This window comes from Curtobacterium sp. MCPF17_031, assembly GCF_003234035.1.
Lineage (GTDB): Bacteria > Actinomycetota > Actinomycetes > Actinomycetales > Microbacteriaceae > Curtobacterium.
In genome coordinates this window covers 286910-308493 of record NZ_QKSG01000001.1, presented here as the reverse complement: position 1 = coordinate 308493, position 21584 = coordinate 286910, and the positions used below count along the sequence as shown (strand labels likewise).

20 protein-coding genes are annotated in these 21584 nt (G+C 69.8%); 10 read left to right on the top strand and 10 right to left on the bottom strand.

Annotation, left to right across the window (positions count from 1 at the left end; translation table 11 throughout):
- Window positions 1-9: 9 nt before the first annotated feature.
- From DEJ31_RS01530 to tkt, 3 genes are all read right to left on the bottom strand, one after another.
- The gene (locus tag DEJ31_RS01530; protein ID WP_111121045.1) at window positions 10-1608 is read right to left on the bottom strand and encodes a glucose-6-phosphate isomerase; all 1599 of its coding nucleotides are present in this window, start codon (window positions 1606-1608) and stop codon (window positions 10-12) included.
- A 2-nt stretch (window positions 1609-1610) separates the two neighbouring features.
- On the bottom strand, window positions 1611-2723 hold the full coding sequence (gene tal / locus DEJ31_RS01525) for a transaldolase (protein ID WP_111121044.1): 1113 nt from the start codon (window positions 2721-2723) through the stop codon (window positions 1611-1613).
- A gap of 154 nt (window positions 2724-2877) precedes the next feature.
- Entirely contained in the window at window positions 2878-4974 is a 2097-nt protein-coding gene (gene tkt / locus DEJ31_RS01520) for a transketolase (RefSeq protein WP_111121043.1), read from the bottom strand.
- A gap of 414 nt (window positions 4975-5388) precedes the next feature.
- On the opposite strand from tkt, the gene DEJ31_RS01515 reads away from it, so the two are divergent.
- Complete coding sequence (locus DEJ31_RS01515; RefSeq protein WP_181421450.1) at window positions 5389-6318, top strand: heme o synthase; 930 nt, start codon at window positions 5389-5391, stop codon at window positions 6316-6318.
- Between the two features lie 507 nt (window positions 6319-6825).
- Here DEJ31_RS01515 and DEJ31_RS01510 read toward each other — a convergent pair.
- On the bottom strand, window positions 6826-7791 hold the full coding sequence (locus DEJ31_RS01510; RefSeq protein ID WP_111043738.1) for a heme A synthase: 966 nt from the start codon (window positions 7789-7791) through the stop codon (window positions 6826-6828).
- A gap of 250 nt (window positions 7792-8041) precedes the next feature.
- Here DEJ31_RS01510 and sufB point away from each other — a divergent pair, with 250 nt between their 5' ends.
- The 5 genes from sufB (at window position 8042) to DEJ31_RS01485 (ending at window position 12237) form a co-directional block, all read left to right on the top strand.
- Window positions 8042-9460 (top strand): Fe-S cluster assembly protein SufB, encoded by a 1419-nt coding sequence (gene sufB, locus DEJ31_RS01505; RefSeq protein WP_110902235.1) that lies wholly within the window; start codon window positions 8042-8044, stop codon window positions 9458-9460.
- Complete coding sequence (gene sufD / locus DEJ31_RS01500) at window positions 9461-10744, top strand: Fe-S cluster assembly protein SufD (protein ID WP_111043737.1); 1284 nt, start codon at window positions 9461-9463, stop codon at window positions 10742-10744.
- Window positions 10744-11070, top strand: a complete 327-nt coding sequence (locus DEJ31_RS01495) for a non-heme iron oxygenase ferredoxin subunit (RefSeq protein WP_372377828.1) — start codon at window positions 10744-10746, stop codon at window positions 11068-11070. Before sufD ends, DEJ31_RS01495 begins: the two co-directional genes overlap by 1 nt.
- Window positions 11071-11131: 61 nt before the next feature.
- Entirely contained in the window at window positions 11132-11905 is a 774-nt protein-coding gene (sufC, locus tag DEJ31_RS01490; protein ID WP_111043735.1) for a Fe-S cluster assembly ATPase SufC, read from the top strand.
- Window positions 11906-11907: 2 nt separating this feature from the next.
- Window positions 11908-12237 (top strand): metal-sulfur cluster assembly factor, encoded by a 330-nt coding sequence (locus DEJ31_RS01485; RefSeq protein WP_110902238.1) that lies wholly within the window; start codon window positions 11908-11910, stop codon window positions 12235-12237.
- 79 nt (window positions 12238-12316) lie between these two features.
- On the opposite strand, the gene DEJ31_RS01480 is transcribed toward DEJ31_RS01485, so the two are convergent.
- Window positions 12317-12916, bottom strand: a complete 600-nt coding sequence (locus DEJ31_RS01480) for a biotin transporter BioY (RefSeq protein ID WP_111121042.1) — start codon at window positions 12914-12916, stop codon at window positions 12317-12319.
- Between the two features lie 114 nt (window positions 12917-13030).
- Between DEJ31_RS01480 and DEJ31_RS01475 the strand changes: the two genes are divergently transcribed.
- Window positions 13031-14629, top strand: a complete 1599-nt coding sequence (locus tag DEJ31_RS01475) for an ABC-F family ATP-binding cassette domain-containing protein (protein WP_110902240.1) — start codon at window positions 13031-13033, stop codon at window positions 14627-14629.
- A gap of 95 nt (window positions 14630-14724) precedes the next feature.
- Here the strand turns inward: DEJ31_RS01475 and DEJ31_RS01470 are convergent, their stop codons facing one another.
- The 3 genes from DEJ31_RS01470 to DEJ31_RS01460 are packed head-to-tail and all read right to left on the bottom strand — an operon-like array spanning window position 14725 to window position 16501.
- Window positions 14725-15714 (bottom strand): SURF1 family protein, encoded by a 990-nt coding sequence (locus DEJ31_RS01470; protein WP_111043733.1) that lies wholly within the window; start codon window positions 15712-15714, stop codon window positions 14725-14727.
- Complete coding sequence (locus tag DEJ31_RS01465) at window positions 15711-15986, bottom strand: hypothetical protein (RefSeq protein ID WP_110902242.1); 276 nt, start codon at window positions 15984-15986, stop codon at window positions 15711-15713. The genes DEJ31_RS01470 and DEJ31_RS01465 overlap by 4 nt, the downstream gene beginning before the upstream one ends.
- Complete coding sequence (locus tag DEJ31_RS01460) at window positions 15986-16501, bottom strand: DUF3099 domain-containing protein (protein WP_220033158.1); 516 nt, start codon at window positions 16499-16501, stop codon at window positions 15986-15988. Before DEJ31_RS01460 ends, DEJ31_RS01465 begins: the two co-directional genes overlap by 1 nt.
- A gap of 165 nt (window positions 16502-16666) precedes the next feature.
- On the opposite strand from DEJ31_RS01460, the gene fabG reads away from it, so the two are divergent.
- Window positions 16667-17380: a 3-oxoacyl-ACP reductase FabG gene (gene fabG / locus DEJ31_RS01455; RefSeq protein WP_111043732.1), complete on the top strand. Its 714-nt coding sequence runs from the start codon at window positions 16667-16669 to the stop codon at window positions 17378-17380.
- A 62-nt stretch (window positions 17381-17442) separates the two neighbouring features.
- Here the strand turns inward: fabG and serB are convergent, their stop codons facing one another.
- Entirely contained in the window at window positions 17443-18081 is a 639-nt protein-coding gene (gene serB / locus DEJ31_RS01450) for a phosphoserine phosphatase SerB (protein ID WP_111121041.1), read from the bottom strand.
- A 66-nt stretch (window positions 18082-18147) separates the two neighbouring features.
- Window positions 18148-19389 carry a glucose-1-phosphate adenylyltransferase gene (gene glgC / locus DEJ31_RS01445; RefSeq protein ID WP_111121040.1) on the bottom strand — a complete coding sequence of 414 codons (1242 nt, stop codon included), beginning with the start codon at window positions 19387-19389 and terminating at the stop codon, window positions 18148-18150.
- A gap of 47 nt (window positions 19390-19436) precedes the next feature.
- Here glgC and glgA point away from each other — a divergent pair, with 47 nt between their 5' ends.
- Both glgA and DEJ31_RS01435 read left to right on the top strand, forming a co-directional pair.
- A complete protein-coding gene (gene glgA, locus DEJ31_RS01440; protein WP_110902245.1) occupies window positions 19437-20633 on the top strand; it encodes a glycogen synthase in 1197 nt (398 codons plus the stop codon).
- Window positions 20634-20771: 138 nt separating this feature from the next.
- Window positions 20772-21554 carry an ABC transporter ATP-binding protein gene (locus DEJ31_RS01435; RefSeq protein ID WP_111121039.1) on the top strand — a complete coding sequence of 261 codons (783 nt, stop codon included), beginning with the start codon at window positions 20772-20774 and terminating at the stop codon, window positions 21552-21554.
- The last annotated feature ends 30 nt before the right edge of the window (window positions 21555-21584 follow it).

Below are 21584 nucleotides of genomic sequence, written 5' to 3'. Positions count from 1 at the left end.
TCCTTTGAATCAGGTGGTGAGTGCAGCCGCGATGACCGCCACCGCCGCGGGGACGTCCCGCGTCGACAGGGTCAGCACCGGGCGGCCGTGCTCGGCGAGGACACTCGCGTCACCGGCTGCCTGGGCTCGGATGAGCCGGCCGAACGTGAACGGGCGGCCGGGGACGGCGAGGTCGTCCTGCTCGTCGGAGACGATCTGCAGGAACACTCCGTTCGCGGGGCCGCCCTTGTGGTACTGGCCCGTGGAGTGCAGGAACCGGGGCCCGAAGCCGAAGGTGACGGGCCGACCGGTGCGAGCGGCCAGCTGGTCGCGGAGCGACACCAGGCCGGCACCGGCGGCGCGGTCCACGTAGGCGTGGACGGCCACGTAGCCGTCGGCACCGAGACCGGCCAGGAGGCCCGACACGGCCTCGGCGAGCGTCGTCCCGACGTCGACTCCACCCGTCGCGGACACGGCGATGCCGTGCTCCTCGAAGGCCGGCGTGACGTCCGGTGACGCAGGACCGTCGAGCAGCGTGCGGGCGGCGACCTTGGCGGCCTCCACGTCGGGCTGGTCGAAGGGGTTGATGCCGAGCAGCCGCCCGGCGACCGCGACCGCGTACTCCCAGACGAGGAACTGACCACCGAGCGTGCCGGTGATCTCCAGCTCGCCGTCGGCGACGTGGCGCTCGTCCTCGCGGGACCCGACGAGCCGCACGACCTGGAGGTCGGGCAGACCCGCGCCGAGTTCTGGGGCGTCGACGTCGAGGACGACGGGGAGCAGCCCCGTGCCGTCCTTGCCGGTCGACTCGGCGATGAGCTGTTCGATCCAGTCACCGAAGCCGAGGATGTGGGTGCCGTCCGCGACGATGGCGATCTTGTCGCGCAGCGGAGCGGTCCCGCCGAGGACCGCGCCCAGCACGAGGCCGGGGTTCTCGTCGGTGTCGACGGCCAGCAGCACGCTGATGGCGTCGGCCTCGTCGAGGAGCTCCGCGATGTCGGCGCCGGCCAGTCCGGCCGGGACCAGCCCGAAGGCGGTCAGTGCGGAGTAGCGGCCGCCGACGGTCGGGTCGGCGGTGAAGACGGGGTACCCGGCCTGCTGCGCGGCGGACTCGAGCGCGGAGCCCGGGTCCGTCACGACGACGATGCGCCCGGCGGGGTCGATGCCGGCGTCCTCGAACGCCTGCTCGAACACCCGGCGCTGCGAGTCGGTCTCGAGCGTGGAGCCCGACTTCGACGACACGACGAGCACGGTGCGCTCGAGGTCGGTGAGCGCGACCCGGACCTGCGCGGGATCGGTGGAGTCGAGCACCACCAGTGGCACGCCGGCGGTCCGGGCGATGACCTCCGGCGCGAGCGACGATCCGCCCATGCCCGCGAGGACCACCCGGTCGACGCCCTGCTCGTGCAGCTGGTCGCGGAGTGCCACGACCTCGGCGACGAGCGGACGCGAGACCGAGACGGCCTCGACCCAGCCGAGGCGGTTCGACGCCTCGGCTTCGGCTGCAGGACCCCACAGTGCGGCGTCCTGTGCCGTGATCCCGGACGCCACCAGATCGGTGACGAGGCGCGGGACCACCGTGTCGATGGCCCGCGCCGCGTCACCGCTGGCGGCGATGGAGACGGTCACTCTTACTTGGCGTTCTCGAGGGCCGTCTTGACGGTGTCGACGAGCTCGCCCCACGAGACGTTGAACTTCTCGACGGCCTCCTTCTCGAGGAGGTCGACGACGTCGTCGTAGTCGATGCCGACGGCGGCGAGCTGGTCCATGACCTGGTTCGCGTCGTCGAAGGTCCCGGCGATGGCATCGCCGTGGATCTGACCGTGGTCGAACGTGGCCTCGAGGGTCTTGCCCGGCATCGTGTTGACGGTGTTCGGGGCCGCGAGCTCGGTCACGTAGAGGGTGTCGGGCAGCGACGGGTCCTTGACACCGGTCGAGGCCCAGAGCGGGCGCTGCGTGTTCGCGCCGGACTCGAGGAGGCCGAGGGCACGCTCGGTCGCGAACGCCTGGGTCCACACCTGGTAGGCGAGCTGCGCGTTGGCGATGCCGGCCTTCGACTTGAGTTCGGTCGCCTCGTCCGAGCCGACGGCGTCGAGACGCTTGTCGATCTCGGAGTCGACGCGCGAGACGAAGAACGACGCGACCGAGTGGATCTTCGAGAGGTCGTGGCCGGCGGCCTTGGCCTTCTCGAGGCCACCGAGGTAGGCGTCGATGACGGCGCGGTAGCGCTCGAGCGAGAAGATCAGGGTGACGTTGACCGAGATGCCGGCGCCGATGACCTCGGTGATGGCCTCGAGCCCGTCGACGGTCGCCGGGATCTTGATGAGGACGTTCTCCTTGCCGACCTTGTCGAACAGGAACTTCGCCTGCTCGATGGTCTTCGCGGTGTCGTGCGCGAGACCCGGCTCGACCTCGATGGAGACGCGGCCGTCGAAGCCGTTGGACGAGGCGTAGATCGGGGCGAAGATGTCGGACGCGTCGGCGACGTCGCGCGTGGTGATCTCGAAGATCGCGTTCGTGACGTCGGTGCCCGCAGCGGCGAGCTCCTTGACCTGCGCGTCGTAGCGCTCGCCCTTGGCGAGGGCCGAGGCGAAGATCGTCGGGTTCGTGGTCACGCCGACGACGTTGCGGTCCGCGATGAGGTTCTCGAGACGGCCGGTCTCCAGCAGCTCACGGGACAGGTCGTCGAGCCAGATGCTCACGCCGACGGCGGAGAGGGCTTCGGTGGGGGTGGTGTCAGTCATTCGCTTCTTCTCTGCTTCGTTTTCGTTCGTCGGCTCCGGGGAGCCGTGGTCTGTGCGGGGGTCGAGCCCCCGGCACGGGAGAGACGTGGCGGGACCGCCACGGGCCTCCCGTGCGGAAGGGCCGGGCCCGGATGTCCGGACCCGGCCCGGTGGGTCAGGACGCTGCTGCGATCGATTCCTTGGCAGCCGAGATGACGTGCTCGGTGGTGAAGCCGAACTCCTCGAACAGCTTCTGGTAGTCGGCCGAGGCACCGAAGTGCTCGATCGACACGCTGCGGCCGGCGTCGCCGACGATGTCGCGCCAGCTCATCGCGATCCCGGCCTCGACCGAGACACGGGCCTTGACGGCCTTCGGCAGGACCGACTCGCGGTACGCCTCGTCCTGCTCGAAGAACCACTCGAGCGACGGGGCGGACACGACGCGGGCGTTGATGCCCTCGCTCTTCAGCTGCTCACGGGCGTCGACCGCGATCTGGACCTCGGAGCCGGTGCCGATGAGGATGACGTCCGGAGTGCCGTTCGGCGCTTCGGCGAGGATGTACGCACCCTTGGCGACGTTCTTCGCCGAGGCGAAGACCTCGCCCGAGGCGTCACCGTCGCCACGCTCGAAGACGGGCAGGTTCTGGCGGCTGAGCGCGATGCCGGCCGGGCGGTCCTGGTGCTTGAGCATCTCGAGCCAGGCGTACGCGACCTCGTTGGCGTCCGCGGGGCGGACGACGTCGAGACCCGGGATCGCACGGAGGGCGGTGATCTGCTCGATCGGCTGGTGCGTGGGGCCGTCCTCGCCGAGGGCGATGGAGTCGTGCGTCCAGACGTAGATCGCGGGCGCCTTCATGAGGGCGGCGAGACGGACTGCCGGACGCATGTAGTCGCTGAAGATCAGGAAGGTGCCGCCGAAGGGGCGGGTGTTGCCGTGCAGGACGATGCCGTTCAGGATCGAGCCCATGGCGTGCTCACGGATGCCGAAGTGCAGCACGCGGCCGAACGGGTCCGTCGTCCAGGTCTTCGTCGAGGCCTCGGCCGGACCGAAGGACTTGCCGTCCTCGATCGTGGTGAGGTTCGACTCGGCGAGGTCGGCGGAGCCACCCCAGAACTCGGGCATCAGCGGCGCGATGGCGTTGATGACCTTGCCGGAGGCGGCGCGGGTCGAGACGGCCTTCTCGGTGCTGAACACCGGGAGGGCGGCTTCGAGGCCCTCGGGCAGCTGCTTCGCCTGCACCCGGTCGAATAGCGCCTTCTTGTCGGCGTTGGCCGCGGCCCACGCGTCGAAGGTCTTCTGCCACTCGGCGTGCTCGGCCTGGCCCTTGGCGATCGCGCCACGGGTGTAGTCGAGGACCTCGGGGTCGACGTCGAAGGTCTTCTCGGTGTCGAAGCCGAGGACCTCCTTCAGGCCCTTGAGCTCGTCGGCACCGAGGGCCGAGCCGTGGATCTTGCCGGAGTTCTGCTTGGTGGGCGACGGCCAGCCGATGATCGTCTTGATGACGATCAGCGACGGCTTGTCGTGGACCTGCTTGGCGGCCTCGACGGCGGCGAAGAGTGCTTCGGCGTCCTCGTGGTACTCGCCGGTCTTCTTCCAGTCGACGACCTGGACATGCCAGCCGAGCGCCTCGTAGCGGGCGTGGACGTCCTCGGAGAACGCGATGTCGGTGTCGTCCTCGATCGAGATCTGGTTCGAGTCGTAGAAGGCGATGAGGTTGCCGAGCTGCTGGCGACCTGCGAGCGAACCGGCCTCGTTCGTGACGCCTTCCTGCATGTCACCGTCACCGGCGATCACGTAGGTGTAGTGGTCGAACGGCGACTGACCGGCCGGGGTCTCCGGGTCGAACAGGCCGCGCTCGAAGCGCTGCGCGTAGGCGAAGCCGACCGCGGACGCGAGGCCCTGGCCGAGCGGTCCGGTGGTGATCTCGACACCGTCAGTGTGGCCGTACTCCGGGTGACCCGGCGTCTTGGAGCCCCACTTGCGGAGGTGCTGGAGGTCGTCGAGCTCGAGGCCGTACCCGTGCAGGTAGAACTGCACGTACTGCAGGATCGATGCGTGACCCGCCGACAGGATGAAGCGGTCGCGGCCGATCCACGTGGAGTCGCTCGGGTCGCGACGCATCACCTTCTGGAAGAGGAGGTGAGCCAGCGGCGCGAGGCTCATCGCGGTGCCGGGGTGACCGTTGCCGGCCGCCTCGACAGAGTCGGCGGCGAGGACGCGGGCCGTGTCGACGGCCTTCCGGTCGATGGCGTCCCAGGTGAATTCAGCCACTTGGATGTTGACCCTTCATTGATGCGACATGTGCGAGGGCTCGTGCCATCGCACGGACATGGTGCCCACCCGGGGCTCCGTCGCGGCGCCGTTGCCGGCGGCCGACCGGCTCGATCGCGGCCGACGTCTTCGGGGCACGCTGCGGGAGGGCCTCTCCAGCATAGTGAACCGGCACTCAGAAGGTGCCCAGGTGACCGGCGGGCCTCGGTGGCCGTTCGGTGGCCGGTCACCGTCCGGGCGTGTCCCGGACCCGCTGCGATGCTGCCGGACATCGTCGTGGCGCCCTCGATCGCGTAAACTGATCGTGATCCGCGACCATTCCGCGGACACGCGCGCCCGGACGCCGACGGTGACGTCCTCCCGAGCGTGCGAGCTGCAGCGAAACAGACTGAGGTTCCCTTGCCGACTGCCACCGTGACCAGGCCAGACACCGTTCGTCGGTCGATGCTGTCCCGCAAGGTCCGGGCGTACGTCTCGCTCACCAAGCCGCGCGTGATGGAGCTCCTGCTCGTCACCACCGCGCCCACGATGTTCCTCGCCGAGCGCGGCGTGCCCGACCTGTGGCTCGTGTTCTGGACGATGCTCGGTGGCGCGATGTCGGCCGGCTCGGCGTCCGCGTTCAACTGCTACATCGACCGCGACATCGACCGCCTGATGAAGCGCACGAGCACACGTCCGCTGGTGACCGGTGAGCTCTCGGACCGCGAAGCGCTGGTGTTCTCGTGGATCCTCGGCATCGTGTCGACCGCGGTCCTCGTCGTCTTCGTGAACTGGCTGGCGGCTGCGTTGAGCGTCGCCGCGATCCTCATCTACGTGTTCGTCTACACGCTCTGGCTCAAGCGCCGGACCCCGCAGAACATCGTCTGGGGCGGCTCTGCGGGGTGCATGCCGGTCCTCATCGGGTGGGCGGCCGTCACCGGCTCGCTGACCTGGGCGCCGGTCGTCCTCTTCATGGTGATCTTCCTCTGGACGCCGCCGCACTACTGGCCGCTGTCGATGAAGTACCGCGACGACTACGACGCCGCCGACGTGCCGATGCTGGCCGTCGTGCGCGGGCGGACCGTCGTCGGGCTGCAGGTCGTGCTCTACGCCTGGGCGACCCTGGTCTGCTCGCTGCTGCTCGTCCCGGTCGCGAACATGGGCCCGCTGTACACGGTGGTCGCACTCGCCGGCGGCATCTGGTTCGTCGTCGAGTCGCACCTGCTCTACAACCGGGCGATCCAGCACATGGAGCAGGTCCACCCGATGCGCGTGTTCCGCAGCTCGATCACGTACCTGACGCTGCTGTTCATCGCGGTCGGCATCGATCCGCTGCTCCCGCAAGTGTTCACGTTCACGATCTGATCCACCCGGTGTGACGGCGGGCCCGGCCTCCTCGGAGGTCGGGCCCGCCGTCGCTTCGTGGGGCGGGCGCGTCGGGCGCCTCGGGCGGCAGGCTGGCGGCACGGCTGCCGACCCCGACGCGAGAGCGACAGTTCGCGGCGGAAGGTCCGCGCAAGTCTGTCGCTTTCGCGTCCGCGTCCGGGTCCGCGCCCGGGACGGGGACCGGGTGCGGCGGTGACGCGGTCCGGCTCCCGACTCCGACTCGTGCTCGGAAGCGACAGTTCACCGCAACGTGGCCGCACTCATCTGTCGCTTTCGCGCCCGGGGTCAGGCGGCAGCGGCGCAGCGGCGTGCGGTGCCGGCGGACTCCTGCGCGGAAGCGACGGTTCGCGGCCGAAGGTGCGCGCAGACCTGTCGCCTTCGGCGACCGGACCGGGTCCGCGGCCGACCGGGAGGTGCGGATCACCGCTCGCGGACGGCTGCCGTGACGAAGTGGCCGGCCCACAGCCGCGGCGGGGCCGAGCCGGGTCAGGCCCGGACGGCGTCCCGACCGGCACTCGAGCGGGTGGAGAGCACCACCGCCGTCATCGCGGCGACGAGCAGGCCGGCGAGCACCATGTGGGTGCCCACCAGGCCGACGGGGAGGCCGGTGCGGGCCTGGGTGAGCCCGACCGCGATCTGGACGAACTCGACGACGAGCAACAGCAGCGCGCTCCTGCTGGAGACACCGAGGCGGACCGCTCCGATGACGAGCACGAGCGTCAGGGCGAAGGTCGCGTAGGCGGGGATCGCGTGCAGGTGCTCCATGAGTTGCGTGTCGAAGCCGGTCCGGTGCACGGCGCCGCCGTCCACCCGTTCGCTCGCCCCGGCATGCGGACCGCTGCCCGTGGTGAGGATGCCGACCAGGACGGTGACGGCGACGGCGACCACGGTGCCGCGGACGACGGCGAAGTACCAGCGGGGCACGATGCGGTCGCGGACACGCGGGCCGGTCACCGAGCGGTAGACGAGCGCGGCGGTGATGCTCGTCAGGACGGCGGAGACGACGAAGTGCAGTCCGACGACGAACGGGTTGAGGCCGGATATGACCGACACGCCGCCGATGACGGCCTGGACGGGGATCGCCGCGCCCTGGGCGAACGCCAGCCAGAACAGCTCCGGCCGGGTCTTCCGCATCCGGACGACCGCCAGGAACATCGCGATCGCGACGACGACCAGCACGAAGGTGAGGAGGCGGTTGCCGAACTCGATGACGCCGTGGATGCCCATCTCGGGCGTCGACACGAGCGAGTCGGTGGTGCACTTCGGCCAGGTGGGGCAGCCGAGGCCGGAGGCGGTCAGGCGGACCAGCCCACCGGTGCCGATGAGCACGACCTCGACCGCGAAGGACGCCCAGGCGAGGACCACGACGCGCGGGTCGACGGTGCGGGGGAGTGACCACCAGGTGGTCGGAGTCCGGACGTCCTGCTCGACAGTGGGGCCGACGCGAGTCACGAGGGTGGTGCCTTCCTGTTGTTCCGGGCCCTGGACCTGTAGGATTCGAGGGTTCAGCAGCAGTCAAGTCTAGGCAGGCGCCGGCTCCGAATGAGCCGTGATCGCCGATCGGTCCCGCGACTGCGTGGAAGCATCGACGTTGCGAGGCAGCAACACCATGGACCGCCGTGTCGGCGGCCTGCGGTGGAATGGTGTCCGACACCACCGGGTTGTACCGGAGACGCTGTTGCGAGAAGGAAACGAGGAGACCATGTCCGACGTGCTCATCGACCGTCCAGAACTCGAAGGGCTCGGCCAGTACGAATTCGGCTGGGCCGACTCCGACGCTGCCGGCGCCTCTGCGCGCCGTGGCCTGTCGGAAGAGGTCGTCACCGACATCTCCGGCCGCAAGGGTGAACCCGAGTGGATGCGTGCGAACCGGCTGAAGGCGCTGAAGCTCTTCGACCGCAAGCCGATGCCCTCGTGGGGCGCCGACCTGTCGGACATCGACTTCGACAACATCAAGTACTTCGTGAAGTCGACGGAGAAGCAGGCCGAGTCGTGGGAGGACCTCCCCGAGGACATCCGCACCACGTACGAGCGCCTGGGCATCCCGGAGGCCGAGCGTCAGCGCCTCGTCGCCGGCGTCGCCGCGCAGTACGAGTCCGAGGTCGTCTACCACCAGATCCGCGAGGACCTGGAGCAGCAGGGCGTCATCTTCATGGACACCGACACGGCGCTGCGCGAGCACCCGGAGCTGTTCGAGGAGTACTTCGGCACCGTGATCCCGGCCGGCGACAACAAGTTCGCTGCGCTGAACACGGCCGTGTGGTCCGGCGGCTCGTTCGTCTACGTCCCGAAGGGCGTCCACGTCGAGATCCCGCTGCAGGCCTACTTCCGCATCAACACAGAGAACATGGGCCAGTTCGAGCGGACGCTGATCATCGCGGACGAGGACTCGTACATCCACTACATCGAGGGCTGCACCGCCCCGATCTACAAGTCCGACTCCCTGCACTCGGCCGTCGTCGAGATCATCGTGAAGAAGAACGCCCGTGTTCGCTACACGACGATCCAGAACTGGTCGAACAACGTCTACAACCTCGTCACCAAGCGTGCGATCGCCCACGAGGGCGCGACCATGGAGTGGATCGACGGCAACATCGGGTCCAAGGTCACGATGAAGTACCCGTCCATCTACCTCGCCGGTGAGCACGCCAAGGGCGAGACGCTGTCCGTCGCCTTCGCCGGCCCCGGCCAGCACCAGGACGCCGGCGCGAAGATGATCCACATGGCGCCGTACACGACGTCGTCGATCGTCTCGAAGTCGATCGCCCGTGGTGGCGGTCGTGCCGGGTACCGCGGCGAGGTCCGGGTCGACCCGGGCGCACACCACTCGGCCAACACGGTCCGCTGTGACGCGCTGCTCGTCGACACCGTCTCGCGGAGCGACACCTACCCGGCGATCGACATCCGTGTCGACGACGTGCAGCTCGGCCACGAGGCCACCGTCTCCCGCGTCAGCGAGGAGCAGCTGTTCTACCTCATGTCCCGCGGCATGGCCGAGGACGAGGCCATGGCGATGATCGTGCGCGGTTTCATCGAACCCATCGCCCGCGAGCTCCCGATGGAGTACGCACTCGAACTCAACAAGCTCATCGAGATGAGCATGGAAGGATCCGTCGGCTAGATGTCCAGCACCACCCCTCCTCCCCACATCGACCAGCCGACGGAGCCCGCGAGCACGCTCTCGTCGGGCGGTACGGACCAGCACGGCGCCCGGGCGCACTCCGACGGCGGCTGGGACACCAAGGTGCCGGTGCAGACGCGTTCCGAGCGGTTCCGCTCGGGCGACGTCGACGCCTTCCCCGTCGTCACCGGCCGAGAGGTCAACTGGAAGTTCGCGCCGCTCGCCAAGATCCAGCCGCTGCTCGACGGCCCGCTGGACGGCTCGGCGTACCCCTTCCTCGCGACCCAGTCCGCGGGCGCCGACGTCGAGTGGGGTCGCAGCGACGACCCCCGCGTCGGCGGCGCCGGACTGCCGGAGGACCGGGCGGCCGCGGCCGCATGGAGCGCGCGCGACGCCGTCCTGGCGATCACCGTGAAGGGCACCGACGAGCACGAGTTCATCACGGTGACCCGCTCCGACTTCGGCTCGCAGCCGCGGGCGGCGCACACGGTCATCACGGCCGAGCCGCACGCCCAGGGCATCGTCGTCATCGACAACCGCGGCACGGCGCTCCTCAGCGAGAACGTCGAGGTCGTCGTCCGCGACGGCGCACGGCTCACCGTCGTCACGGTCCAGGACTGGGACGACGACGCGGTGCACGTCTCGACGCACTTCGCCGAGGTCGGCCGCGACGCCTTCCTCAAGCACGTCGTGGTCTCGCTCGGCGGTGACGTCATCCGCGTCAACCCGTCCACGCACCTCGGTGCGCAGGGCGGCGACGTCGAGATGTACGGCGTCTACTTCGCCGACGCCGGCCAGTACATCGAGCAGCAGGTCTACGTCGACCACGACGCGCCGAACACCCGCAGCCGGGTCAACTACAAGGGCGCGCTGCAGGGCCAGGGTGCGCACACGGTGTGGATCGGCGACGTCCTCATCGGACGGTCGGCCCCCGGCACGGACTCGTACGAGCAGAACCGCAACCTGGTCCTGACCGACGGCACGCGCGCCGACAGCATCCCGAACCTCGAGATCGAGACGGGCGACATCACCGGTGCCGGCCACGCCAGCGCCACCGGTCGTTTCGACGACGAGCAGCTCTTCTACCTGCAGGCCCGCGGCATCCCGGAGGAAGAGGCACGTCGTCTCGTCGTCCTGGGCTTCCTGGTCGAGGTGATCCAGAAGATCGGTGCGCCCGAGCTCGAGGAGCGTCTCATCGCCGCCGTCGAGCAGGAGCTGATGGAGGGCCGGACGGTCCTCGCCGCGCCCGCCGCCGAGGCTGCTGCCGCCGGGGTCGACGCCTGATGGCCGAGAAGGTCTGTGCCGAGAGCGACATCGCGGTGGACAGCCCGATGCGTGCGGTCGTCGACGGCACCGCGATCGCGATCGTGAAGGACTCGGCCGGCACGGTGCACGCCATCGGTGACACCTGCACGCACGGCGACATCTCGCTGTCCGAGGGCTTCGTCGAGGGCGACTCGCTGGAGTGCTGGGCGCACGGGTCGCAGTTCTCGCTGACGACCGGCAAGCCGAAGAACTTCCCGGCGTACGAGCCGGTGCCGGTCTTCCGGGTCGAGGTCCGTGACGGCGACGTCTACGTCGACGTGCACGAGCCCGTCCCGGTCGACTGACCGCCACCCCACACTCTTCCCGCGGCTGACGCCGCACCACAGCTGCAACCGAAGGAACGCAATGTCCACTCTCGAAATCCGTGACCTGCAGGTCGCCATCGACACCGATCAGGGCGTCAAGGAGATCCTCAAGGGCGTCGACCTGACGATCAACGAGGGCGAGATCCACGCGATCATGGGGCCGAACGGCTCCGGCAAGTCGACCCTGGCGTACACGATCGCCGGTCACCCGCGCTACCACGTCACGGGCGGCTCGATCACCCTCGACGGCCAGGACGTCCTGGCGATGAGCGTCGACGAGCGTGCTCGCGCGGGCATGTTCCTCGCGATGCAGTACCCGGTCGAGATCCCCGGCGTCACGGTGTCGAACTTCCTCCGCACCGCCAAGACCGCGATCGACGGCGAGGCGCCGGCCCTCCGCGGCTGGATCAAGGACCTCCGCACCTCGATGGCTGACCTCAAGATGGACCCGGCCTTCGCCGAGCGCAACGTCAACGAGGGCTTCTCCGGTGGCGAGAAGAAGCGCCACGAGATCATGCAGCTCGAGCTGCTCAAGCCGAAGTTCGCTGTCCTCGACGAGACCGACTCCGGCCTGGACGTCGACGCGCTGAAGATCGTGTCCGAGGGCGTCAACCGTGCCAAGGGCGCGACCGGCCTCGGGGTGCTGCTCATCACGCACTACACGCGCATCCTCCGCTACATCCGCCCGGACTTCGTCCACGTGTTCGTCGCGGGCAAGATCGCCGAGCAGGGTGGCCCCGAGCTGGCGGAGCGCCTCGAGAACGAGGGCTACGACCGCTACGTGCAGGCCGCCGCTGCCGCACCGGCGGAGTGACGATGATCACCACACTGGCACCGCAGAAGTTCGACGAGGTCGTCGAGGGCCTGAAAGAGGTGCAGGACCCGGAGCTCGGCGTCAACATCGTCGACCTCGGCCTCATCTACGACCTGGCCTGGGACGACGAGGCGAGTGCGCTGATCATCAGCATGACCCTGACGAGCGCCGGCTGCCCGTTGACCGACGTCATCGAGAACGACACCGCGAACGCGTTGGACGGGATCGTCGACGCGTTCCGCATCAACTGGGTCTGGATGCCGCCGTGGGGTCCGGAGCGGATCACGGATGACGGTCGCGAGATGATGCGCGCACTCGGCTTCTCGATCTAGTCACGAGAGCCCGAGACGGACGGGAGGCCCGGTACCAGCTGGTACCGGGCCTCCCGTCCGTGCGTGGTGCGGAGTGCGCTCAGCGGCGGCCGAACGCCTTCCACGCCAGGGGCAGCACGCCGGCCGCGATGAGCGCCTTCGCGACGCCGCCGACGATGAACGGGTACAGGCCCGCCGCGAGGACCGACTGGAGGTCGTTCGGAGCCCCGAGGGCGCCGAGGGCGACGGCGAGGTACGGCAGGCCGGTGACGAAGGGGATCGCGCTCGCGAGCAGCATCGCCACCGCCGCGCGCCCGACCTTGCGGTCCCAGTTGCGACGCGCGAGCCAGCCGACGAGCCCGGCTGCCGGGATGAACCCGATGACGTACCCGAAGCTCGGCAGGGTGAGGGCGTGCAGGCCGCCCTGCGCGTCGGCGAAGAACGGCGCGCCGGCCAGTCCGACGACCGCGTAGACGAGCATCGAGAGGACACCTCGGCGGGCACCGAGGGTCGCGCCGACGAGCACGACGGCGAGCGTCTGACCGGTCACGGGGACCGGCCACATCGGCACCTGGACCTGCGCCAGGACGGCGGTGAACAGCGCGCCGCCGGCGATCAGCGCCATGTCGGTGGCGAGACCGTGCGTGCGCAGACGGTCGGCGAGGACTGCGCGGGGAGCGAACCCGGTGGCGTTCGTCATGGATTCTCCTAGAATGGACTGCTGGTCCTCTTCGGACCATCGGTCCCGTCAGCGTAGCGGTGCACCTCCCGCACACACCGTTGTGCACTTCCACCAACTGATTGGACCACCACTGTGCTTGCCGTGCACGACCTCGAGATCCGCGTCGGGGCTCGCCTCCTGATGGAGAACGTGTCCTTCCGTGTCGAGCGGGGTGACAAGATCGGCCTCGTCGGCCGCAACGGCGCGGGGAAGACCACCATGACCAAGGCCCTGGCGGGTGAAGCTGCCCCGACCGACGGCAAGATCGAGCGGTCGGGTGAGATCGGCTACCTGCCGCAGGACCCCCGTTCGGGCAACCCCGAGGACACCGCGCGCAAGCGCATCCTGGATGCCCGCGGCCTCGGCGAGCTCGTCGACGGCATCCGCAAGGCCACGCTCGACATGGCCAGCACGGACCCGGCGGTCGCCGAGAAGGCGATGAAGCGATACTCGCGGCTCGACGACGAGTTCAACGCCCTGGGCGGCTACGCGGCCGAGGCGGAGGCGGCGTCGATCGCGTCGAACCTCAAGCTGCCGGACCGCATCCTCGACCAGCAGCTGAAGACGCTGTCCGGTGGGCAGCGGCGCCGCATCGAGCTCGCGCGCATCCTGTTCTCCGATGCGGACACGATGATCCTCGACGAACCGACGAACCACCTCGACGCGGACTCCGTCGTGTGGTTGCGCGAGCACCTCAAGACCTACCCGGGCGGCGTGATCGTGATCTCCCACGACGTGGAACTCGTCGACGAGGTCGTCAACCGGGTCTTCTACCTGGACGCGAACCGCCAGGCGATCGACATCTACAACATGGGCTGGAAGCTCTACCAGCGGCAGCGTGCGGCCGACGAGGAGCGCCGTCGCAAGGAGCGGGCCGGTGCCGAGAAGAAGGCCGCGACGCTCAAGGACCAGGCTGCTCGGTTCGGCGCGAAGGCGTCGAAGGCGGCTGCGGCCCACCAGATGGTGGCGCGCGCCGACAAGCTGCTCGCGGGCCTCGAGGACGAGCGCGTCGCCGATCGGGTCGCGAAGATCCGCTTCCCCACCCCGGCTCCTTGTGGTCGAACGCCACTGATGGCCGAGGGGCTGTCGAAGTCCTACGGGTCGCTCGAGATCTTCGCGGGCGTCGACCTGGCGATCGACCGCGGTTCCCGCGTGGTCATCCTGGGCTTCAACGGTGCAGGCAAGACGACGCTGCTCCGCATCCTCGCCGGCGCGGACGCACCCGACACCGGCGAGATCCTGCCCGGCCACGGCTTGCGGATCGGTTACTACGCGCAGGAGCACGAGAACATCGACGTCAACCGAACGGTGATCGAGAACATGGTCTCCGCGTCGACGGACCTCAACGAGACCGAGGCGCGCCGCGTCCTGGGCTCGTTCCTGTTCACCGGCGACGACGGCTACAAGAAGGCAGGCGTGCTCTCCGGCGGTGAGAAGACCCGCCTGTCGCTCGCGATGATCGTCGTCTCGGGTGCGAACGTGCTGCTGCTCGACGAGCCCACGAACAACCTGGACCCGGCATCGCGTGAGGAGATCCTCAACGCGCTGGCGGGCTTCGAGGGCGCGGTCGTCCTCGTGTCCCACGACGCCGGCGCGGTCGAGGCGCTGAACCCCGAGCGCGTGCTGCTCCTGCCGGACGGCACCGAGGACCACTGGAACAAGGACTACGCGGAGCTCATCGAGCTCGCATGACGTGAGCGCGGCCCGCGGATGCGGAACCGGGACACAGACGGACGGGAGGCCCGTGGCCACGTCGCCACGGGCCTCCCGTCGGTCCGGTCAGCCCGTCAGCGACCGGACGTGAGCAGTTCGTCCTCGATCTCGGCGTCGGACTTCGGCTTCGCGTCCTTGCGGCGCTGCCGGTCCAAGGCCCGCTCGCGCTCTTCCGGGTCGTCCTGGTTGAGGTTCCGGTACTCCTGCACCATCACGTACGCCAGGAAGCCGAAGCCCCCGACGGCGAACAGGAACCACTGGATGAAGTAGCTGAGGTGCAGGCCGGTGTCGGCGCTCGGGCGGTCCCAGCCGAGGGGCGCCCGCTCCGACGGAGCGGGCGTCTCGCTGTCGAGCTGGCCGTACGCGCCGGTCCAGATCGGATGGCCGGCCTTGTCGGCGACGTCGGGCAGCGTGACGGACTGCACCTGATCGGTGTTCGCCGGGTCAGTGCGGCCGGGGATGCGTGGCTCGGACTGCTGCAGACGCACGACGACGGTGACGGTCCCCGTCGGGGGAGTCGGGATGCTGTCCGGCGCGTCCTGCTCGTTGCCGGTGGGCACCCAACCGCGGTCGACGACGAAGGCGCGACCCTCGGCAGTGACCAGGGGAGTGAGTACCTCGAACCCCGGCTGCCCGTTGTGCACGCGGTTGCGGACGAGGAGCTGGTGGTCGGTGTCGTACCGGCCGGTGACGCTCGCGCGAAGCCAGGTCAGGTCGTTGCTCCACGTCGCGGAGCGGGGGAGCACCTGGTCGATCGGGATGGGAGCGTGGTCGTAGTTCGCAGCGATCTGGTCGTTCTGGCGGACGGCCTCGTTCCGACGGTCCCATTGCCACATGCCGAACAGCGCGCAGACGACCGCGAACGCCACGGCGATGGCGAAGTAGCCGAGCCACCGACGGCTGCGGACGAAGTGCCAGCCGACGAAGGGCTCGGTGGGGAGACCGCCCTGATCGCCCTGATGGTCCGCAGTGGCGACGTCGGTCGTCGCGTCGTTGCCCGCCCGGCGGATCCGGGCCGCGTGGCGCCGGCCGTACCGGGAGCCGGGGTCGAAGCCCTCGGTCATCGCCCGTCACCCGCGACGCGCGCGGTGGTGTCGTCGAGGTCCTCCACGTCGTCGTCGATGCCGGTCACGCGCACGGGGAACGAGCGCGACCGCAGGTAATCGGCGAGGAAGTCGCAGTGGTCGTCGCAGGCGGCCCAGATCTTCACCCGGTCCTCCGCGTGGATGCGGGGGTTCCGCCAGTTCACCCGCCACGATGCCGTCGACGAGCAACCGGCCCGCGAACACACCGGCGTCGCGCCGGGTTCGGTGAACAGGTCGAAGGTCGATCCCATCAGCGGCGGCCGCCGTTCCGGGGCGACCAGACACGCGAGCGGTCGCCGTTGCGCTGCCAGTCCTCCTGGGCGCGCTGGGCCTGGTCGCGCAGACGCTCCTGCTCGGCACGGTAGGCCTGGGCTCGGGCCTCTTCCTGCTCGTCACGGAGGTGCGGGTCGACGGCGTCGTACAGCTCGATGGCACCACCCGGTCGCACCACGTCGCCACCGGTGCGGTTGCCTGCGTTCGCCAGCACGACCGCGACCCAGGGGACGACGGCGGCGGCGACGATGGGCAGGACGGCGATCCAGGAGTGCCATGCGCTCCAGATGAGCACGGCCGCGACGAAGCACACCACGCGGAAGGCCATCTGCCACACGTAGCGGGAGAGCCGGTGCGCGCGGTCGATCTCCGGGTTGTCCGGGAGCGTCGTGATGTTCTGGGCCGACATCGGCTCTGCGATCACGTGTTCCGGCGCGGAACGCTGGAGCTGGATGCGCGGGCCGCTCGGGTTCTGCTGGTTCTTGCGGTTCATGCGGTGGGGTCTCCGTCTGCCGACCTCCAGTTTACGCCCGGGTACCGACATCCGGCCGGTGGTGCGGGGACCGGCCGTCGGGGGATGCGCACCGGTAGGCTCGTCCGGGCGTGTCCGGACCCGCGGGTCCTGGCGCGCCAGCGACCACCAGCGAACGGAGCGACCATGACCACCCCCCGTACCGTCCTCATCACCGGCGGCAACCGCGGCATCGGCCACGCGCTGGCCGTACGGTTCGTCGCAGCCGGTCACCGGGTGGCCGTCACGTCGCGCAGCGGTCAGGGCGGCCCCGAGGGCGCGCTCACGGTGCAGGCCGACATCACCGACACCGCCTCGGTGGACCGCGCCTTCACCGAGGTCGAGGCAGCGCTCGGGCCGATCGAGGTCCTGGTCGCCAACGCCGGCATCACGAACGACCAGCTGCTGCTCCGGATGTCCGAGGAGGACTTCACGAGCGTCATCGACACCAACCTGACGGGCACCTTCCGGGTGGTCAAGCGCGCGACCAAGGGGATGATGAAGGCGAAGTTCGGCCGCATCGTCCTGATGTCGAGCGTCGTCGGGGCGTACGGGCAGATCGGGCAGGTCAACTACGCGTCGTCGAAAGCCGCGCTGGTCGGGATGGCCCGGTCCATCACGCGCGAGCTCGGCTCCCGCGGCATCACCGCGAACGTCGTCGCGCCGGGCTTCATCCAGACCGACATGACGGCGGCGCTCTCGGACGAGCTGCAGGCCGAGTTCAAGAAGGCGATCCCCGCGGCACGGTACGGCAGCGTCGACGACGTCGCGGACGCCACGCTGTTCCTGGCCGGCGACGGCGCGGGCTACATCTCCGGCGCGGTCATCCCGGTCGACGGCGGCCTGGGCATGGGCCACTGACTTGCTGAGCAGCTGAGCAGCTGAGCCGCTGAGCAGCTGAGCCGCCGGAGTGGCGGCGGGAGTCAGCCGCGCAGACCGAGGGCCGCCAGCACGACGGACAGGTCGCGGTCGACGACGGCGACGTCCGCCTCCGCACGCACCCGGGGCTTGGCGTCGAACGCGACGGCGAGACCGGCGACCGCCATCATCGCGAGGTCGTTGGCGCCGTCCCCGACGGCGACCGTGCGGGCGAGCGGGACCCCGTCCGCCGCGGCCCAGGTCCGGAGTGTGTCCGCCTTGGCCTGCGCGTCGACGACCGCGCCCGCGACACGTCCGGTTAGCACGCCGTCCTGCGTGTCGAGACGGTTCGCCCGGCAGTGGTCGAGCGCGAGACCGGTCGCGAAGGGGTCGAGCACCTCGTGGAAGCCCCCCGACACGACGCCGACCGTCCCGCCCGCGGCGTGCACCCGGCGCACCAGCTCGTCGGCTCCGCGCGTGACGCGGACGGCTTGCTGCGCGCGCCTGAACGTGTCGACCGGGAGGCCCGCCAACGTCGCGACCCGCTCCCGGAGGCTCTCGGCGAAGTCGATCTCGCCGCGCATGGCACGCTCCGTCACCGCCTGGACCTGTGGCCGGGTCCCCGCCGCGTCGGCGAGGAGCTCGATGACCTCGTCCTCGAGCAGGGTCGAGTCGGCATCGAGGACGACGAGGAAACGGGGCACACGACCACGGTAGCGGGTCGGGTGCCCCGTGACGTCGTGCTGACGCGACGTGCGGAGGCTGCTCGCTCAGGCCTCGACGCGCACGCCCTTCCCGACGACGGTGATGCCCGAGTCGGTGACGGTGAACCCGCGGGCCTCGTCGGCCTCACGGTCGACGCCGACGTGCGCACCCGGTGCGAGGACGACGTCCTTGTCGAGGATGGCCCGGTTCACGATCGCGCCGGCACCGATGGTCGCGCGCTCGAAGACGATCGAGTCCAGGACCTTCGCCTGCGAGTCGATCGTCGCCCAGGGGCCGATGACGCTGCGCTCGACCTGGGCACCGGAGAGCAGGCAGCCGAGCGAGACGATGGAGTCCACGGTCGCGCCGGTGTTGCCGTTGGCGTCGCGCACGAACTTCGCCGGGGGCAGGTTCGTCTGCTGGTTGAAGATCGGCCAGTCCTGGTTGTACAGGTTGAAGACCGGGACCGGGGCGATGAGGTCCATGTGCGCGTCGAAGAACGAGTCGATCGTGCCCACGTCGCGCCAGTAGTACTTGTCACGGTCGTTGGACCCGGGCACCTCGTTGCGCTGCAGGTCGTACACACCGGCGTCGCCGCGTCCGACGAAGTCCGGGATGATGTCGCCGCCCATGTCGTGGTCGGACGACTCGATCTGGCCGTCTCGGAGCACCGCGTCGACCAGGGCGTCGGCGTCGAAGACGTAGTTGCCCATGGATGCCAGGACCTCGTTCGGCGAGTCCGGCAGACCGGTGGCGTCCTTCGGCTTCTCGAGGAACGCCTCGATCCGCGTCGGGTCCGCGTCGTCGACCTTGATGACGCCGAACTGGTCCGCGAGCTCGATCGGCTGGCGGATCGCCGCGACGGTGGCGCTGCGTCCGGAGGCGATGTGCGCTTCCACCATCTGGGAGAAGTCCATGCGGTACACGTGGTCGGCGCCGACCACGACGACGATGTCGGGCCGCTCGTCCCGCATCAGGTTCAGGGACTGCAGGATCGCGTCGGCGGAGCCGGCGAACCACCGCTTGCCGAGCCGCTGCTGTGCGGGGACGGAGGCGACGTAGGAGCCGAGCAGCCCCTCCATGCGCCAGGTCTGGGAGACGTGCCGGTCGAGTGAGTGTGACTTGTACTGCGTCAGGACGACGATGCGCTGGAGCCCGGAGTTGACCAGGTTCGACAGCGCGAAGTCCACGAGGCGGAAGTTCCCACCGAACGGCACGGCCGGCTTCGCGCGGTCGGCGGTGAGCGGCATGAGTCGTTTGCCCTCGCCGCCGGCCAGGACGATGCCGAATACCTTCTTCGTTGCCATGTCGCTCACAGTAGGCGTCAGCACTGGGAAACCGTTACCTTGAACCCGTGCGAGTCGATCTACTGACCAGGGAGTATCCGCCGGAGGTCTACGGCGGTGCCGGAGTCCATGTTGCCCAGCTGACCGCGGCGCTGCGGTCGGGGACCGACACCGACGTGCGCGTCCGGGCGTTCGGCGGGTTCCGTGACGAACAGGGAGTGTGGGCGTACCGCACCCCGGCAGGCCTCGAACAGGCCAACGGCGCGCTGCAGGCGCTCGGCACCGACGTGCAGATCGCGGCCGACGTCGAGGGTGCCGACCTCGTGCACTCGCACACCTGGTACGCGAACTCGGCCGGACGTCTGGCGCAGTTGACGCACGGCATCCCGCACGTCGTCACGGCACACAGCCTCGAGCCGCTCCGTCCGTGGAAGGCCGAGCAACTCGGCGGCGGGTACCGCCTGTCCAGCTGGATGGAGCGCGAGGCGTTCACGAACGCGGACGGTGTCGTCGCGGTGTCGAAGGCGATGCGTGCGGACATCCTCCGCTCGTACCCGTCGATCGACCCGTCCCGCGTGAAGGTCGTCTACAACGGCATCGACATCGACGACTGGGCTCCCGACCGCGACGACGACGCCGTCCGCGCGCTCGGCATCGACCCGGACCGCCCCAGCGTGGTCTTCGTCGGTCGCATCACCCGCCAGAAGGGCCTGCCATACCTGCTCCGCGCGGTGGCGTCGCTGCCTGAGGACGTCCAGGTCGTGCTCTGCGCGGGCGCGCCTGACACACCCGAGATCCTCGCCGAGGTCACGGGCCTGGTCGAGGACCTCCGGACCCGTCGGAACGGCGTGATCTGGATCGACCGGATGCTCGAGCACCGCGAGATCGTGCACGTCCTGTCCAGCGCGACCGTGTTCGTCTGCCCGTCGATCTACGAGCCGCTCGGCATCGTGAACCTCGAGGCCATGGCCTGCGGCATCCCGGTCGTCGGCACGAAGACCGGCGGCATCCCCGAGGTCGTCGCCGATGGACTCACCGGCCGCATCGTCCCGATCGACCAGGCGACCGATGGCACCGGCACCCCCACGGACCCGGACCGGTACGTCGCCGACCTCGCCGCGACCCTCAACGAGGTGCTCGACGACCTCGGGCTCGCCAAGCTGATGGGCCGCGCCGGCCGGCTCCGCGTCGAGAGCGAGTTCACCTGGGGCGCCATCGCCACGAAGACCCGCGCCGTGTACGACGAGGTGCTCGCCGGGCGCTGACCGCGTCGCGCCGACTGACGGCCTGGAGGCCCGGTGCCGGTCCCCGAGACCGGCACCGGGCCTCCCTTCCGTCGCGCGTGGACAGCCGGGCGCGCGGCGCTGACGGGGGAGCCGACCGTGCTCGTCTAGGCTTGCGGCATGCCCTCGGTCGTGCGCTTGTCAGACGTCTCCGTGGTCCGTGACGGGTCCACCATCCTCGACGGGATCTCGTGGGAGGTGCAGGACGACGAGCGCTGGGTGGTGCTCGGCGCGAACGGTGCCGGAAAGACCACGCTGCTGCAGGTCGCGGGTGCGCAGACCTTCCCGACCTCCGGCGACGTCGAGGTCCTCGGGACCGAACTGGGCGGCGCCGACCTGTTCGAACTCCGCCCCCGGATCGGCTTCGCGTCGACCGCCCTGGCGCGTCGCATCCCGATGACCGAGAAGGTCATCGACGTGGTCCTGACCGCCGCGTACTCGGTCACCGGCCGTTGGAACGAGGAGTACGAGGAGCTCGACGTCCGCCGTGCCCAGCGCGTGCTCGAGGAGTGGGGCCTCGGTGCCTTCACCGAGCGCAGCTTCGGGGAGCTCAGCGACGGTGAGCAGAAGCGTGTCCAGATCGCCCGTGCGGTGATGACCGACCCCGAGGTGCTGTTCCTCGACGAGCCGGCCGCGTCGCTCGACCTGGGCGCCCGCGAGAGCCTGGTGCGGACGCTCGGCGGCTACGCGCAGAGCCAGGACTCACCGGCGATCGTCATCGTCACCCACCACGTCGAGGAGATCCCGGCGGGCTTCACCCACGCGCTCGTCCTCGCCGACGGCCACGTGCAGTCCGCCGGTCCGATCGCCGAGGTCCTGACCGCGGAGACGCTCTCCGCGGCGTTCGGTGTCGAACTCACGGTGTCCCAGGACGCCGGTCGCTGGACCGCCCGCGCCGTCTGATCCGCCTGGGCCCGACTCCGGTCGGCCGCG